Origin of the sequence: Actinomadura decatromicini, assembly GCF_008121305.1 — a bacterium.
GTDB lineage: Bacteria > Actinomycetota > Actinomycetes > Streptosporangiales > Streptosporangiaceae > Spirillospora > Spirillospora syzygii.
The window spans coordinates 602192-618203 of record NZ_VSRQ01000003.1 but is presented as its reverse complement, the minus strand read 5'-3'; the positions used below and the strand labels follow the sequence as shown (position 1 = coordinate 618203).

At 74.4% G+C, this 16012-nt stretch carries 11 protein-coding genes; 3 read left to right on the top strand and 8 right to left on the bottom strand.

The annotated features are described in order from the left end of the window. Nucleotides 1–14 precede the first annotated feature (14 nt). On the top strand, nucleotides 15–1289 hold the full coding sequence (locus FXF68_RS16540) for an amidase (protein WP_148760060.1): 1275 nt from the start codon (nucleotides 15–17) through the stop codon (nucleotides 1287–1289). Between the two features lie 38 nt (nucleotides 1290–1327). Here FXF68_RS16540 and FXF68_RS16535 read toward each other — a convergent pair whose 3' ends face one another. From FXF68_RS16535 to FXF68_RS16520, 4 genes are all read right to left on the bottom strand, one after another. Beyond that, entirely contained in the window at nucleotides 1328–2887 is a 1560-nt protein-coding gene (locus FXF68_RS16535) for a toprim domain-containing protein (RefSeq protein ID WP_148760058.1), read from the bottom strand. Between the two features lie 52 nt (nucleotides 2888–2939). Continuing rightward, complete coding sequence (locus FXF68_RS16530; protein WP_148760057.1) at nucleotides 2940–5663, bottom strand: AAA family ATPase; 2724 nt, start codon at nucleotides 5661–5663, stop codon at nucleotides 2940–2942. A 116-nt stretch (nucleotides 5664–5779) separates the two neighbouring features. Then, nucleotides 5780–6661, bottom strand: a complete 882-nt coding sequence (locus FXF68_RS16525; protein ID WP_342787136.1) for a serine hydrolase — start codon at nucleotides 6659–6661, stop codon at nucleotides 5780–5782. Nucleotides 6662–6711: 50 nt separating this feature from the next. After that, entirely contained in the window at nucleotides 6712–7674 is a 963-nt protein-coding gene (locus FXF68_RS16520) for a LysR substrate-binding domain-containing protein (RefSeq protein ID WP_148760053.1), read from the bottom strand. 133 nt (nucleotides 7675–7807) lie between these two features. On the opposite strand from FXF68_RS16520, the gene FXF68_RS16515 reads away from it, so the two are divergent. Then, a complete protein-coding gene (locus tag FXF68_RS16515; RefSeq protein ID WP_148760051.1) occupies nucleotides 7808–9457 on the top strand; it encodes a penicillin-binding transpeptidase domain-containing protein in 1650 nt (549 codons plus the stop codon). Between the two features lie 34 nt (nucleotides 9458–9491). On the opposite strand, the gene bla is transcribed toward FXF68_RS16515, so the two are convergent. From bla to FXF68_RS16500, 3 genes are all read right to left on the bottom strand, one after another. After that, on the bottom strand, nucleotides 9492–10475 hold the full coding sequence (bla, locus tag FXF68_RS16510; protein WP_148760049.1) for a class A beta-lactamase: 984 nt from the start codon (nucleotides 10473–10475) through the stop codon (nucleotides 9492–9494). Nucleotides 10476–10581: 106 nt separating this feature from the next. Beyond that, nucleotides 10582–11616: a magnesium transporter CorA family protein gene (locus FXF68_RS16505; RefSeq protein ID WP_148760047.1), complete on the bottom strand. Its 1035-nt coding sequence runs from the start codon at nucleotides 11614–11616 to the stop codon at nucleotides 10582–10584. A 140-nt stretch (nucleotides 11617–11756) separates the two neighbouring features. Beyond that, a complete protein-coding gene (locus tag FXF68_RS16500; protein WP_148760045.1) occupies nucleotides 11757–12875 on the bottom strand; it encodes a LacI family DNA-binding transcriptional regulator in 1119 nt (372 codons plus the stop codon). A 102-nt stretch (nucleotides 12876–12977) separates the two neighbouring features. Between FXF68_RS16500 and FXF68_RS16495 the strand changes: the two genes are divergently transcribed. After that, on the top strand, nucleotides 12978–14204 hold the full coding sequence (locus FXF68_RS16495; RefSeq protein ID WP_246178742.1) for an MFS transporter: 1227 nt from the start codon (nucleotides 12978–12980) through the stop codon (nucleotides 14202–14204). A 92-nt stretch (nucleotides 14205–14296) separates the two neighbouring features. On the opposite strand, the gene FXF68_RS16490 is transcribed toward FXF68_RS16495, so the two are convergent. Further along, nucleotides 14297–15985, bottom strand: a complete 1689-nt coding sequence (locus FXF68_RS16490) for a dolichyl-phosphate-mannose--protein mannosyltransferase (RefSeq protein WP_148760043.1) — start codon at nucleotides 15983–15985, stop codon at nucleotides 14297–14299. Between the last annotated feature and the right edge of the window lie 27 nt (nucleotides 15986–16012).

Genomic DNA, 16012 nt, shown 5'->3' with positions numbered 1-16012 from the left:
CACAGGGAGATGGCATGGGCGGGTTCTTCACCGGCCGGACGCTGACGGACCTCGGCCGCGCGCTGCGGTCCGGGGACGAGTCGGCGGCCGGGCTCCTCGCACGCGCGCTGGAGTCGGTCGATCCGGAGCTGAACGCCTTCGTGACCGTCGACCGCGCGGGCGCGGAGGCGGCGGCGCGGCGGGCGGACGCCGAACTCGCGGCCGGCGCCGACCGGGGCCCGCTGCACGGCATCCCCGTCGCGGTGAAGGACATCATCGACGTCGCCGGGCTGCCGACCGGCATGGGCTCCGCGCACTTCGCCGGGCACGTCGCGGACGCCGACGCCGACTGCGTCCGGCTGCTCCGCGCCGCGGGCGCCGTGATCGTCGGCAAGACCGGCACGCACGAGTTCGCCTACGGCGGGAGCGGCGACGTGACGGTGGACGGGCCCGTCCGCAACCCGCACGACCGGGAGCGGATGTCCGGCGGGTCGAGCAGCGGCAGCGCCGTCGCGGTCGCGGCGGGGACCGTCCCGCTCGCGCTCGGCACCGACACCGGCGGGTCGGTGCGGATCCCGGCGGCGTTCTGCGGGATCGCCGGGTTCAAGCCCGCCTTCGGCTCCATCCCGACGGGCGGCGTGTTCCCGCTGTCGACGTCCTTCGACCACGTGGGCCTCCTCGCCGGGTCGGCGGACGACTGCCGCGTCGCCTACGAGGCGCTCGTCGCCCCGATCGACCCGGTCTCGGACGGCGGGCGCGTCGCGTGGCTCGAACCGCAGGCCATCGACCCCGAGGTGGAGTCGGCCGTCCGGGCGCTGTTCCCGGACGCGCCGTCCGAGACGCTCGACTTCGCCGAGCTGCGGCGCGTCTTCCGCTTCATCCAGGACAGCGAGGCGTACGACGTCCACGCCGAGCGCGTCGCCGAGGCGCCGGAGCTGTACCAGCGGCCGACGCTCGAACGGCTGGAGCGCGCCGCCGAGACGCCCGGCTGGCGGTACGTGCGCGCGTTCCGGGAGCGGGACGGGTTCGCCCGCGAGGTCGACGGGCTCCTCGACCGCTACGACCTGCTCGCCATGCCGACGCTGCCGATCACCGCGCCGAAGATCGGCGAGACGGAGGGGCCGCTCGGGCCGCACGTCCCGACGCTGGTGAGCCTGACCTGCGCGTGGAACGTCCTCGGGCTGCCCGCGCTGAGCGTCCCCGCCGGGACGGTCGGCGGCCTGCCGGTCGGCGCGCAGCTCGTCACCCGGCGCGGCGCCGAGAGCCTCCTCTTCGACGCCGCCGCCCGCCTGACGGTCGTCACGGGCTGACGGCGTCACGGGCTGACGGCGTTACGGGCTGACGGCGTTCACGGGCTGACGGTTTCGAGGAGGATCTCGGTGACGAGGGCGGGCGGCACGTCCGTTCTCGACGCGATCCGGACGACCTGGCGCGCCGCCTCCGCCGGACGGGACGCGATCACCCCGGACGCGGCGCGGATCCCGGTGAGCCGTTCCTCCGGCGTGCCGAGCGTTCCGCCCGCGCGAGCGAGGGCGGCGTCGACGACGGCGTCCAGCAGCGGCGCGCGGGCGCGGAGCGCCTGGAGGAGGGCCGCGCGCCCGTCCGCCCGGAGGACGTCGGCCGGGTCGCGTCCGGCGGGCAGCGCCGCCAGCTCGACCGGCCCGCCGATCCCGGCGAGCCGCTCCCACGCGCGAACGGCCCCGGACCGTCCCGCCGGGTCGCCGTCGAGCGCGACGAGGACGCCCGCGCGGTCGAGGTCGGCGGTGTCGGCGAGCGCGCCGAGCTGCGCCGACGTGAGCGCGAGCCCGCAGGTCGCGACGGCCGCGTACTCGGTCGGGCCCGCCAGCGTCACCGCGATCGCGTCGAGCGGCCCCTCGACCACCACCGGACGGGCGCCCGCCGCGAGCCGGTCGCGCGCCTCGTGCAGCCCGTACAGCAGTTCGCCCTTGTGGAAGAGGGAGGTGTCCGGGCCGTTGAGGTACTTGGGGCCGGGGGCGCCGTCGCGGCGGCGTCCGATGAAGCCCGCGACCGCGCCGTCCACGGTTCGGATGGCGAACACCGCGCGGTCGCGGAACGTGTCGCGGAGGCGTCCGGCCGGGTCGCGGCGGGCGAGCCCGGCGGCGACGATCGCGTCGTCGGTGTGGCCGCGGGTCCGCAGGTGCTCGGTGAGGACGCGGCGTCCGGCGGGCGCGTACCCGATCCGCCAACGCGCCTGCACGCTCGGAGGGAAACCGCGTTCGGCCAGGTAGGCGGGCACCCAGCTCCCGCCGAGGCTGGCGCGGAAGAAGCGTTCGGCGTCGGAGGTGATCCCGTCCCGCGACGATCCGGACGCCCGCGCGTGGACGCGGCGCGCCGTCCGCAGGATGCGGTCGCCCAGGCCGGGCCCGGCCCAGAACGCGCGGTCGGGGAAGGCGGGCATCGCCGGTTCGAGCCCGAGCCAGGACGCGACGAGGAACGCGACCGAGTCGGCCTCCACCCGCCGCACCACCCCGCCCGGACCTGGGGGTGCGGGGCGTCGTCCCTCCGCATGAAACTCGCCGGGGACGTTCGCCGCCAGCGCCGCGACGCGGCGTCCCGCGCCGGGCGGCGGCGGGCCGGGCGCGGGCAGCGGCAGGCCCTCGGTCTGCGTCACGTCGAACACGGCGCGCGGCGCGCCCGTCCGGCCGAGGACGCGGATGCCCGTCTCGCCCCTCCTGACCTGGCGTCCCGCCGACCGCCACTCCTCGTAGGAGCGGACGTCCGCCGCGCCGCGCCACTGCGCGCCGATCAGCAGGATGCCGGTGTAGTCGTGGCGGCGGCCGTGCGCCGCCGCCTGTTCGAGCCAGCGGGACCAGGGGAGCGTCCCGTCCCGGAGCCGGGTGGTCTCCCGGTCGGCGACACCGCGCAGCAGCCGCTCGTCGCGGCCCATGGAAGCCTCCTCGCCGTCGGCGGGCGGGGAAGCCATCTCAGGTCATACCCAGTTACAGGTACAAACCGAAGAATTCCTCCGGGTGTTCGAGCAGCGGCGGGAGGTCCTCGGCGGTGAGGGTGATCAGTTCCTTCTTCGTCGGCGGCTTGACCGGCTTGGCGCCCTTCTCCTGCGGAGTGAGGCGCTTCGCCGCGACGGCGACGGACGCGACCCGGTCGGCCTGGTTCGCGACGGCCACGTCCAGCATGTTGCGCATCAGCCGGCCGTTGCCGAACGACGGTCCGCGCGGCGCGCGGCGCAGCATCGCGCGCAGGACGTCCTCGGTGCCGTCCGCGAGCCGGAACCCGTCGGCCGCGGCGAGCTGCCCGAACACGGTGATCAGCTCGTCGTCGGAGTAGTCCGGGAAGTGGATCTGCTTCGGGAAGCGCGAGTCGAGGCCCGGGTTCGCGGCGAGGAACTCGGCCATCTCCTGCTGGTAGCCCGCGACGATCACCACGAGGTCGTCGCGGTGGTCCTCCATCAGCTTGACCAGCTCGGCGATCGCCTCGTGCCCGTAGTCGCCCTTGAGCGGCGACTGCGTCAGCGTGTACGCCTCGTCGATGAACAGGACGCCGCCGAGCGCCCGCTCCACCAGGCGGCGGGTGCGCGGCGCGGTCTGCCCGATGTACTCGCCGACGAGGTGCGCGCGGGACGCCTCCACCAGGTGCCCGGACGACAGCACCCCGAGCCGCTTGTAGATGCGTCCGAGCAGCCGCGCCACCATCGTCTTGCCGGTGCCCGGATTGCCGGTGAAGACCATGTGCCGGGTCGGCGGCGTGATCCGCAGCCCGGACTCGCTGCGCAGCCGCGCCGCGTGCGTCCCCGCGACGAGCAGCGCGATCTCGTGCTTGACCGTGTCGAGGCCGGTGAGGTCGTGCAGCTCGGCGAGCGGGTTCCCGGCGGCGCGGGACGTGTCGAGCGTCTCCGGGATGTCCTGCTTGCGGACGACCAGCTCCGCCGTGCCGTTCTTCGCGGCCCGCTCCTTCGCGGCCGCGACGGCCTGCTCGGCGAGGTGCGGCGCGAGCCGCGCGTTGCGGAGCGTCTGCATCGGCGGCGTCGCGGCGAGCAGCTCGCCCGCCGCGTCCACGGCCTGGCGGGTGGCGCGGGCGCCGCGCGCGTCCAGCGCCCGGCGGAACAGCTCCGCGTGCCCGTCTGCGGTGAACGGGTGCGTCTTCACCACCCGGAACCGCTGCGGCAGGACGGGGTTGATCTCCCGGATCCGCTCGTCCCCGCCCGTGTCGCACAGCGCCACGAGGTGCAGGTCGGGGTGGACGGCGAGCAGCCGGTGCAGCTCGGCGGCGATCGCCTCGCCGTTGCCGGGGTCGGTGACGATGCCGTCCAGGCCCTCGATGACGAGCAGCCGGTCGCCCGCGCAGTCGCGGGCGTCGGCGTGCAGCTTCGCGACCGCGTCCGAGAGGCGCTGGCCGGTGAACAGGTTGTCGGACACCCAGTGCGGGTCGCGGCCGAGGGACAGCGCCTTCGCGAGCTCCTGCGCGGCGTCCCGCTTGCCGGTGCCGTCCGGGCCCGCGACCAGCAGCCGGACGGGCGCGTCGCCGCGGGTCAGCTCGTCCAGCGCGGCGACCAGCTCGGCCTGCCCGACCAGCGCCGTCGCGATCTCCGACCGGCCGCCGCCGCCCGGCTCCGGACGGGCCTCGGCCGCGTCCGCCGGGACGCTCTTCAACGTCTCGGTCAGCGGGTTCACGACCCGGCGGCGCGGCGCGTACAGGCGGCGCAGGTCGGTCTGGAACTGGCCGACCGGGATCCACTCGGCCTTCGGGAACCACGGGTCGCCCGGCAGGCCCTGCACGATCGCGATGAACCGCATCGCCATGTCGAGCCAGCCGCGGCAGGCGTCGGCGGCCCCGGCGACCAGCGCGCGGACGAGCCACGCCCGCGTCCGCTCCTGCCACGCGCCCGGCTTGAACCCGCGCCGCTCGGCCGGGAAGCGGCGCTGCAACTCGCGGTAGCGGTCCTCGCCGAGCGCGACCGACAGCTCTGCCGGGACGTGCTCCATGCTCCCCTGGAGGAGCAGCTGGATCAGGTGGACCTCGGCGTTCTCGTCCCTCGGCGCCGCCTCCATCAAGTGCTCGAAGGACGACAGCAGCCCCCCGCACACCCACTCCAGGTAGCCGACCGGGCCGAGCAGCTCCGGCACGGCCGTGACGATGTCGTCGCCCGCGTGCGCGTGCCAGTTCTCCCGCAGCTCCATCTTCGGCAGGTCGACGTCGCACGTCGGCGGGTCGTCGTAGAGGCGCAGCAGCGCCTTGCGCCGCTCCTCCAGCGGCTCGATGCCCTCCAGCGCGGACAGGCAGTCGCGGGCCAGCTCGATCGCGAGCTCCCGCTCGGGCGCCTCGATCAGCCAGTCGACCGGTGGCCGCCATCGGCCGCCGGGCGCGTCCCAGCGCGTCATCCGGGTGCTGAGCGGGCCCGGGTTCACGAGGTGGCCGTGCAGCAGCCGCTCGGGGAGCTGCGAGTACGAGCCCGCCTTGATCGCGCCGCCGCCCGGCAGGAACGCGAGGATCCCGAAGATCTCGGCCGTGACCAGCGACGCGGGCAGGGTGAGGAGCTTGTGCTCGTCGGTGGTCAGGTCGGCGGCGCGCGGGTCGGCCGCGAGCCCGTCGATCCGCGCCGAGATCTCCTCGAACAGGCCGTCGGGGACGCGCCAAGGACCGTACGAGTAAACGTCGAGCACCGGCTCGTCGGTGAGCAGTAGCTCCAGATGCTCCGGCAGCCGCAAAGAACTCTCCCAAGGACGATCAAAGACGGGGTACAGCCTACGTTTCCGGAGCAGGTGCCGGGTCGACGGCACGGCCAATCGCCGGTATCGGCCTGCCGGGTTCGTGCTATGGAGCGTTACGGAACGCGCAAAGTCTCCACCGCGAGCCGCGCGGCCGTCCCGATCACCGCGTCGGCCTGCGGCAGGACGGCGATCGGGAGCAGCGACCGCGTGAACACGGCGACCGCGTAGCGCCCGCCGTCGGGGTACTCGACGACGCCGACCTCGTTGCGGAGCGTCGGGAGCGTGCCGGTCTTGCCGCTCACGAGGACGTCGTCGTACGGGAACCCGGACGACAGCCGGTGCGGCCACACCTGGAGCCCGAACAGGCGGCGCATCGCGGCGCAGCCTTCGGGTGACGCGGCCTCGTCCCGCCAGATCAGCGACAGCAGGCGGGTCATCTCGCGGGGGGTGCTGCGGCTCGTCCGGAGCGGGTCGAGGACGCGGAGCCTCTCCCGCACGCCGGGTTCGTCGAGCCTCGCCCACACTTCGCCGAAGGTGGCCGCGCCCGCGTCGGCGAGGAGGGTCCCGTGCAGCTCGCGTCCGCTGACCTCCACGACCGTGCCCGGGAGGCCGAGCGCTTCGGCGGTCGCGTTGACCGCGTCGCGGCCTACCCTGTCCAGGACGACGTCGGCGGCGGCGTTGTCGCTCACCGTGATCATCAGGAAGGCGAGGTCGCGGAGGGACATGCGGACGTCGTCCAGCATCCCCGACACCCCCGTGGGCCCGGCGGTACGGTCCTCCGCGCGGAGGGCGACCTGCTCGGACGGGTCGAGCACGCCGGACGCCGCCTGCCGGTGGAACGCGACGAGCAGCGGCACCTTGAACACGGACGCGAGCACCACCGGCTCATCGGCCCTTACGGACACCTCCCGCCCGGTGTCGACGTCCACCGCGTGCAGCCACCCGGTGACGCCGGCCGCCTTGAACTCGTCCTCGATCCGCTCGGTGATGCTCACGCCGTTTCCCTGTGGGGGGACCACCCTCCACGCCCCCGGGTTCGCTTCGCTCATGCGAGGAATCCCGAGGAGGGGCGCGGGACGACCCGGCGGGCCGGGGCGGCGTCCAGCGGGGTCATGCCCGCCTCGCGGCGCAGGACGGCGGTCGCGACGGCGGTGAAGTCGGCGATCGCGCGGGCGTGCTCGGGATCGCGGGCGCGCCGCCACGCGCACGACGTCCGCCACGCGAGCGGCTCGCCCACGAGCGGGCGCCACGCCGTCCCGGCCGTGTCGTCGGCGCGGGGGACGAGCGCCACCGCCGTCCCGGCGAGGACGAGCCCGAGCGCGAACTCCGGATGCCGCGCCTCGTGGACGGCCCCCGGCGCGTACCCGTGCCTGCGGCAGACGGCCAGCAGCTCGTCGTGCGCGCCGGGCGCCTCCGCGCGCGGCGGCAGCACGAGGTCGCGCCCGGCGAGGTCGGCGAGATGCACCTCGGGGGAGGCGGCGAGGTCGGAACCGGCGGGCAGCAGGACGCCGAGCGGCCGGCCGAGCATCGGGCCGAGCTCCAGGTCGCGGCCGTCGCACGGGTGCCGGACGACCGCCGCGTCCAGCGCGCCCTCCGCCAGCGCGCGGACCTGCTCGGCCGTCCCCGCCTCGCGCAGGTCGAGCCGCAGATCCGGGCGGCGCGCCCGGAACGCGGCGATCAGCGCGGCGACGATCGGCCCGCCGAGGTCGCTCGGCACGCCCGCCCGCACGGCGCGGGACTCGCCGAGCCGGGCGCGCTCGGCGACGGAGTAGACGCGGTCCACGCGGGTGAGGATGTCACGGGCCTCGTCCAGCAGGAGGCGGCCCGGCGCGGTCAGCTCGACCCGGCGGCTCGACCGGTCGAACAGCCGGACGCCGAGCTCCCGCTCCAGCCGCTTGATCCGCTGGCTCAGCGGCGGCTGGGCCATGCCGAGCCGCTCCGCCGCCCGGCCGAAGTGCAGCTCCTCCGCGACCATGACGAAGCACCGCAGATGCCCCACGACGTTCACGAGCAGCGATGATATCGAAACGGATATCTATCCGACATAGATATGAATCTTGGACATTTCACGCTGAGCCTGGTCTCCTTGTGCACTCACTCAAGGGGGACCCCTCGTCCGGAGGGGGAAGGGAGAACCGACGATGCGCCGATCCCGTGTGATCGCCGCCGTCGCCGCCGTGGCGGCGGTCGTGCTCGTGGGGGCGGGGACGGTGTGGTTCCTGCGCGGCGGCGACGACCCGAAGGACACCGCGCGGCTCTACCTCGCGGCCTGGTCCAAGTCCGACCACGCCGCGATGAAGGCGCTGACCGACCGTCCGCCCGCCGACTTCGAGCGGCGCCTCGCGCGCCAGAACGGCGACCTCGGCGTGACCGGCCAGCGCTACACCGTGGCCTCGGTCGGCAAGGTCAAGGACGGCGCGGCGGGCGGCGCGTACACCGCCGAACTTCGGCTCGCCGGAGACCGCGCCTGGACGTACCAGGGCGCGCTCCCGTTCGTGAAGCGGGACGGGAAGTGGCGCGTCCGGTGGTCGCCGGAGCTGCTGTACCCGGGGCTCAAGGAGGGCGAGCGGCTGCGCTCCGCCCGCGCCTGGCCCGAGCGGGCGGCCGTCCTCGCGGCGGACGGCAGCGACCTGAGCAGCTCGCCGTCCGGGTCCGCGCAGCAGGTCGCCGGGCCGGTCGGGCCCGCGTCCGCGGAGGCCGCGAAGCGGCTCGGCCCGCCCTACCAGAAGGGCGACCCGGCCGGGCTGGACGGCCTCCAGCGGCAGTACGAGCGGCGCCTGGCCGGGACGCCGGCCCTCGCCGTGCAGATCGTCGGCGCGGACGGCACGCCGGTGAAGACGCTCAAGCGGTTCGGCGGTGCCGAGGGCAAGCCCCTCCGGACCACCATCGACCCGAAGGTGCAGGCCGCGGCGGGCAAGGCCCTCGGCGAGGCGAGCAAGCCGGCCGCGATGGTCGCGCTGCGGCCGTCCACCGGGGAGATCCTCGCCGTGGCGAACAAGCCCGGCGGCTACAACCGGGCGCTGATGGGCCAGTACGCGCCCGGCTCGACGTTCAAGGTCGTCACGGCGGCGGCGCTCGTCGCGGGCGGCATGGACGCGCGCACCAAGGTCGCCTGCCCGGCCACGACCACGGTCGGCGGCCGCTCGTTCCACAACTACAAGCACGAGGACTTCGGGACGATCCCGCTCCGCGAGGCGTTCGCGCACTCCTGCAACACGACGTTCGCGCGCCTCGCCGTGGACAGGCTCGGGGAGAAGCGGCTCGCGCAGGTCGCCGCCCAGTTCGGCTTCAACGCGCCGATCATCGCCGGGACGCCCGCCGTCCGCGCCGCGTTCCCCGCGAACAAGGACGACACCGCGTTCGCCGCCGCGTCCTTCGGCCAGGGCCAGGTGCTGACCAGCCCGCTCAACATGGCGGGCGTCGCCGCCGCGGCGGCGGACGGCACCTGGCGCTCGCCCCGCCTCGTCGCCGCCGCCGACGCCGCGCGGGCGGCCGACGCGGGCGGACGCAGGCCGGAGCCGCCGAAGAAGCTCGAACCCGCCGTCGAACGGGCCCTGCACACGCTGATGCCCGCCGTCGTCAGCGAGGGGACGGCGTCCGGGGTGGCGTTCCCGTCCGGGACGGCCGGGAAGACCGGCACCGCCGAGTTCGGGCAGGGCGCCGACCCGCCCACGCACGCCTGGTTCATCGGCTACCGGAAGGACGTCGCGTTCGCCGTCGTCGTCGAGGGCGGCGGGACGGGCGCGGAGGCCGCCGCGCCCATCGCCGCGAACTTCCTGAAGGGCCTCTGAGGTAGGGGGCACTGAGGTAAGAGGCACTGAGGCTTCATGCGCCGAGGCCGTCCGCGAGGATGCGGGCGGTCTCGGCGACGGCCTTCTCGTCGGCCGCGTCGTCCGCGCCCGGCCGCGTCGTCATCACCGCCATGACCAGCGGAGCCCTGTTCGGCGGCCAGGTGATCGCGATGTCGACGGCGTGGCCGTAGACGCCCGCCGTGCCGGTCTTGTCGCCGACCGTCCAGGACTTCGGCAGCCCGGCGCGGATGCGCTTGTCCCCAGTCACCGTCGCTTTCAGCCAGCCGATGAGCCTTGCGCGGTCGGGCTGGGCGAGCGCGTCGCCGACCGTGAGGGCCCGCAGGTCACCGGCCCACGCGGCGGGCGTCGCGGTGTCGCGCGGCTCGCCCGGCCGCCAGTGGTTGAGGCCCGGCTCCCTGCGGTCGCTCCTGCTGGACGTGTCGCCCAGCGAACGGAAGAACGCGGTCAGGCCGGGCGGGCCGCCGATCAGCTTCAACACCAGGTTCCCGGCCGTGTTGTCGCTCTGGGTGATCGTCGCGTGGCACAGGTCGGCGACGGTCATGCCGGTGCCGACGTGCTTCTTCGTCACCGGCGAGAAATCGGCCAGGTCGCTCTTCTTGTAGCGGATGACGCGGTCCATCAGCGTGCGGTCGGAGTCCCGCGCCTTCCGCAGGACCGCGCCGCAGGCCATCGCCTTGAACGACGACGCGAACGGGAACCGCTCGCCGCCCCGGTAGGAGACGAACCTCCCCGTGCCGGTGTCGACGGCGTACGCGCCGACCCGCACGCCGCGGGCCTTCTCCACCGCGCGAAGCTTCGCCGCGACCGCAGGCTGGGACGGCGCCTCCGCAGGAGCGCTGCCGTGGGACGCGCTGCTCCGCGGCTTCGGGGAGGCGTCGGAGGCCGTCCCGCCGCACCCTGCCAGGAAGGCGAGCGTGAGGACGGCGAGCGCGAGGACGGCGAGCGCGAGGACCGAGGCGCCGAACGACGTCCGGAGCCCGGCAGCGAGTCTCGTCATGCCGGAGAGCAGACCAGGGCGGGCGACGTCATGTCCAATATTGATATCGGGCGCGCTCGATAGGCGTCCTGATATGTATGCCGCCTGGCCTGAGCCGACGCGGTGGTCACAGCCAGTCGCGCCGCTTGAAGATCAGGTACAGGCCGACGCTGCACACGATGATGACGATCGTGCTCGTCACGAACCCCGTGTGGTTCGAGAACCCCGGATACGGGACGTTCTGCCCGTAGAAGCCGGTGACGGCGGTCGGCACCGCGATGATCGCGGCCCAGCTCGTCACCTTCTTCATCACCTCGTTCATGCGGTTGCCTTGGAGCGCCAGCCGCGTGTCGAGCAGGTCGGCGACGAGGTCGCGGAGGCCGTCCGTCCACTCCGCGACGCGGAGGGTGTGGTCGTAGACGTCCTGGAGGTAGGGGACGAGCTTCGGGTCGACCAGGCGGTTGTCGCGGCGGAGCAGGGAGTTCAGCACCTCGCGCATCGGCAGCGCGATCCGGCGGAGACTGGCGAGGTTCCGGCGGAGCTGGTAGCTGCGGTGCTGGATCTCCTTGACCGGGAACTCGTCGCCGAACACCAGCTCCTCGACGGTGTCGGCCTCCTCGTCCAATGCCTGGACGGCCGCCAGCTGCTGGTCGACGACGAGGTCGAGCATCCCGTACAGGAGGAAACCGGCGCCCGCGCCGTCGAGGTCGGCGGCGGGGCTCTCGTCCCAGCGGCGGACGAGCGTGTCGACGTCCAGGCCGCCGTCCTGCCGCACCGTGACCAGCGCGCCCTTGGCCACGAACGCGGACAGCTCGCGCAGGGTCAGCTCGGCGCCGTCCACCACCGGGACGTACATGTTGACGAACATGTAGCCGTCGTAGCGGTCGAGCTTCGTCCGCTCGTGCCGGGACACGGCGTCCTCCACCGCGAGGTGGTCGAGGCCCAGTTCGTCGCTGATGACGCGGAGGTCCTCCTGGCGGGGGCCGCACAGGTCGAGCCAGACGACCGTGCCGTCCTGCTCCAGGTAGTCGCTGACCTCGGTGACCGGGAAGCCCTCCGCCACGACCTCCCCGCCGCGCCACGCCCGCGTCCGCGGCGGCGCCGTCCCGATCCGGTTCTCCGGATGCGCCTCGATGTCGGTCTCAGACGGATGCGATCCCATGCGCCGCTGTATACCCGACCCACTCCACGAACGGGCCGCAACCCACCCGATTCCCTGACACGACCCTGCGCGGCCGGTGGGCCGCCGCGCGTGCTCTGTCCCGTGCGGACGCGGAACCAGGCGCGTTCGGGGCGGGGCGGTCAGGGAGGAGGCGGGGCGGTCGAGTCGCGGATGATCAGTTCGCCGGGCAGGACGCGGGGCGCGGGGCGGCGGCCGGAGAGGAGGTCGAGCAGAGCCGTCATGCCCTGGGCGCCCAGCTCCTCGGCGGGCAGCCGGACGGTCGTCAACTCCGGCTCCAGCGCGGTCGCGAGGAGGACGTCGTCGAACCCGGTCACCGACAGGTCGCCGGGGATGTCCAGGCCGCGCGCCCGCGCCGCCTTGTACGCGCCCGCCGCGATCAGGTCGTCGTCGCAGACCAGCGCGGTCGGCCGGTCGGCACGGTCCAAGAGCCGCCCGGCCGCGTTCTTGGCGGATGTGGCGTCGATCGCGCACATCGACCGGCTCAGCACCCCGCCCGGCACGGCCGCGACGGCGGCGGCGAGGGCGCGGGCCCGCGCGCGGAACGTCCACTGGTCGACGGCGGCGGCGACGTGCCCGATCCGGCGGTGGCCGAGTCCGGCCAGATGCTCGGCGATGCCCCGCATCCCCTCAGCCACCCCGAAGTCGACCGTGGGAACAAGCCTCCCACCCGCGCCGCCCGGCCCGTGGCCGCTGGACCCTGGGGCGCCGGGCCCCGCGGCGTGCGGCGCGAGGCCGGCGGGGGTGTTGGGGCCGCTGTCGAGCATGACGGCGGGGGTCTCCCGGAAGCGGGCCAGCGCCTCGACCGCCATCGAGGACGCGAGGACGCCGTCGATCGCCTCGTCCGGCGACGCGAACGGGCCGTCCGGCGGGGTGTAGGACGGCGGGCCCGGGCAGGCGTCCCCGACCGGGCCGTTCATGTCGTCCGGCCAGGTGGCGACGACGACGCCGAAGCCGTGCCGGGCCGCGACCCGCGCCGCGCCCGTGTAGACCGGGCCGAAGAACGGCGCGGTCAGCGTCGGGACCATCAGCAGGACGGTCCGCGTCGTGCCGAGCCGCAGGTTCCGGGCCGCCGGGTTCGGCCGGTAGCCGAGCCGCTCCGCCGCGCTGCGGACGCTCCGCGCGGTGGCGGGGGAGACCCGGCCCGTCCACTTGCCGCCCAGTACGAGCGAGACCGTGGACTGCGAGACCCCCGCCTCCTGAGCCACGTCCTTGCTGGTCGGACGGCCGGGTGCCGACACCTGCGCCTCCTCGGGACTGATCGCGGACGAATTCAGACTAGATCGCGGCCCCGTCAAGTGGTACGTATGACGTCAAGGCGGAGTAATACGTATGACTTCATCGTGGAACTCGGGGGCGCGATGCGCGGTTATGTCGTCTTCCTGCGAAGGCCGTACGCGGGGCGGCTGCTGGGCGCCACCCTGCTCGGCCGCCTCCCCAACGGGATGGGGATGCTCGCCGTCGTGCTGCACGTCCGGTCGGACGGCGGCGGCTACCCCCTCGCCGGGACGCTCGCCGCGATCCTCGGACTGGCCACGGCGGCGGGGCAGCCCGTCCTCGGCCGCGCGATGGACCGGCTCGGCCAGCCGCGCGTGCTGATCCCGGCCGCGTGGGCGTCCGCCGCCGGGTTCGCCGCGCTCGCCGCCATCGGGGCCGACCCGCTGCCGGTCGCCGTCGCCGCCGTGATCGCCGCCGGGTTCGCGACCCCGCCGCTGGAGGCCGGGCTCCGCGCGCTCTGGCCGGACGTCCTCGACGGCCCCGAGCAGGTCGACGCCGCCTACGCCCTCGACGCCGCCGCGCAGGAACTCCTCTTCACCGTGGGACCGCTGCTCGTCGTCGCCGCGGCCGTCGCGAACACCGAGACCGCGCTGCTGCTCACCGGCGCGCTCGGCATCGCCGGGACGCTGATCGTCGCGCTGTCCGGGCCGTCGCGGCGGTGGCGGGGCGAGCCGCGCGCGTCCGACTGGGCCGGGCCGCTGCGCTCGCCGGGGCTGCGCGTCCTGTTGCTGTCGCTCGCCTGCGCCGGGATCGCGCTCGGCGTCTACGCGGTCGCCGTCGTCGCCTACGCGGAGCGGCAGGACAGCGAGGCCGCCTCCGGGCTGCTGCTCGCCTGCATGGCGGGCGGCGCGCTGACCGGCGGGATCGTGTACGGCGCGCGGCGCTGGGCGGGCGCGCCGCACCGGCGGCTGCCGTGGCTGATGGCCGCGCTCGCCGCCGGGTACGTGCCGCTCGTCCTCGCGCCGGGCCTCGCGGTCATGGCGGTACTGGCGTTCGTCTCGGGCGTGTTCCTCGCGCCCGTGCTGGCGTGCAGCTTCACGCTCGTCGACCGGCTCGCCCCCAGCGGGACGGTCACCGAGGCGTTCGCGTGGGTCGTCGCGGCGGTCGGCGCGGGCGGCTCGCTCGGCTCGTTCGTCGCCGGCGTCGGCCAGGACGTGGCGGGCGTCCCCGGCGCGTTCGCCGGAGCGGGCGCCGGTGGCCTCCTAGCACTGACCCTCTGCCTCTTCGGCGGACGGACGTTCCACCCCGCCCCAGCCCAACCCACACCCGCCAACGCCGAAGCCTCCGCCTAACCCCAGCCCGCTCGACCCAGACCCCGCCCAACCCCGCGCCCGGCGGTACCAAGACGCGTCCTGCCCGGCCCGCGTCCTGCCCTGGACTGGGGTTAGACCCAGGATTTGAACCAGATTCGGTCTTGCCACTCTGTGTAGGGGATCGTCTGGGCGGCCAGGATCGGGTAGAAGTAGGCGAAGTTCGCCAGGACCACCAGCAGGAACGCGCCCGCGGCGGCGGCGCCTATCAGGCGGCGCAGGCTCGCGGTCTGCTGGGCCGCGTGGGCGCCGCCCGGTTCGTAGGGGTCCGGCCCGTACGGGGCGGGGGCGTTCGGGTAGGAGTCGTGGGCCCCCTGGCCCGGACGCAGGGCATGCGCGCCCGCCGCCCCTGCGGGTGCGGGCCCTATCAGGTAGCCGAGCACCAGCACGATCGCCAGCACCATGAACGGGATCAGCGGCGTCGCGTAGAACAGGAACATCGTCCGCTCGGAGAACGCGGACGGGAACCACGTCAGCCACCCGGCGAGGAAGCCGACCAGGATCGCCCCGGCCCGCCAGTCGCGCAGCATGAGCCAGATGCCCGCGACGATGACCAGCGCGATCAGCGCCCCCCACCACAGCGCGGGCGTGCCGATGCCGAGGATCTCGCGGGAGCACCGCTTGCCCGCGCCGCAGGCGTCCGCGGGCTGGGTGTAGAAGAACGCGACCGGACGCCGCAGGATCGGCCAGTCCCACGGCCAGGACTGGTAGGGGTGCTTGTCGTCCAGCCCGGTGTGGAAGTCGAGCATCTGCTTGTGGTAGCGCCACAGGTCGGGCATGGCCTCGAACGGGCGCCACAGCATGCTGCCGGACGCCTTGCCCCGCCCCCACCCGCCGGGCTTGAAGATCCACCCCCACCAGGTGACGAGGTAGGTCACGAGGCCCACCACGACGAGCTGGACGAACGCGGGCACGGCCTCCAGCAGCATCGTCCCGGCGAACGGCGCCCTGACCCCGGCCGCGCGCCGCGCGCCGTAGTCCCACAGGACGACCATCAGCCCGAACGCCGCGATGTAGAAGACGCCCGTCCACTTGGTGGCGCAGGCGAGGCCGAGGCAGACGCCCGCGCCGTACCGCCACCCGTGCGCGAGGAACGGCCCGTACACGGAGGTATCGCCGCTCTCGATCCGCTCCGCGAGGATGCGGCGCGACCGTTCGCGGTCGTTCACCAGGCACGCGAACCCGGCGAGGATCCAGAACATGACGAAGATGTCGAGCAGCGCGGCCCGGCTGGTGACGAACTGGAGGCCGTCCAGGGCGAGCAGGAGCCCGGCGGCGCAGCCGAGGAGCGTCGAGCCGGTCATCTTCCGCGCGACGCGGCACAGGATCAGCACGGACAGCGTCCCGGCGACGGCGGGCACGAACCGCCAACCGAACGGCGTCGCGCCGAACATCCATTCACCGATCGCGATCATCCATTTACCGAAGGGCGGGTGCGCCACGAAGGCGGGCCCGTCGCCCCAGATGTTCGCGTGCTGATCGGCGATCAGCGCCTTGTCGGCGTTCTGGACGGTGTTGTGCTCCCATCCGAACTTCAGCAGGGCCAGCGCGTCCTTCGCGTAGTAGGTCTCGTCGAAGACCACCGCGTTCGGCGACCCGAGCCGGTGAAAGCGCAGGTAGCCGGCGAAGAGCGTCACGAGCAGCGGGCCGAGCCAGCCGAGCAGCGGGCTGCCGGGGAGCGCGGGCGCCAGCCATTCCCGCAGCGGGGGAGGCCGCCGCCGGGAGCCGGGCGCCGCCGCGGGAGCGAGATCCGTCGTCGCCATCTTGCGAGCATATTTGCATTTCCCCCC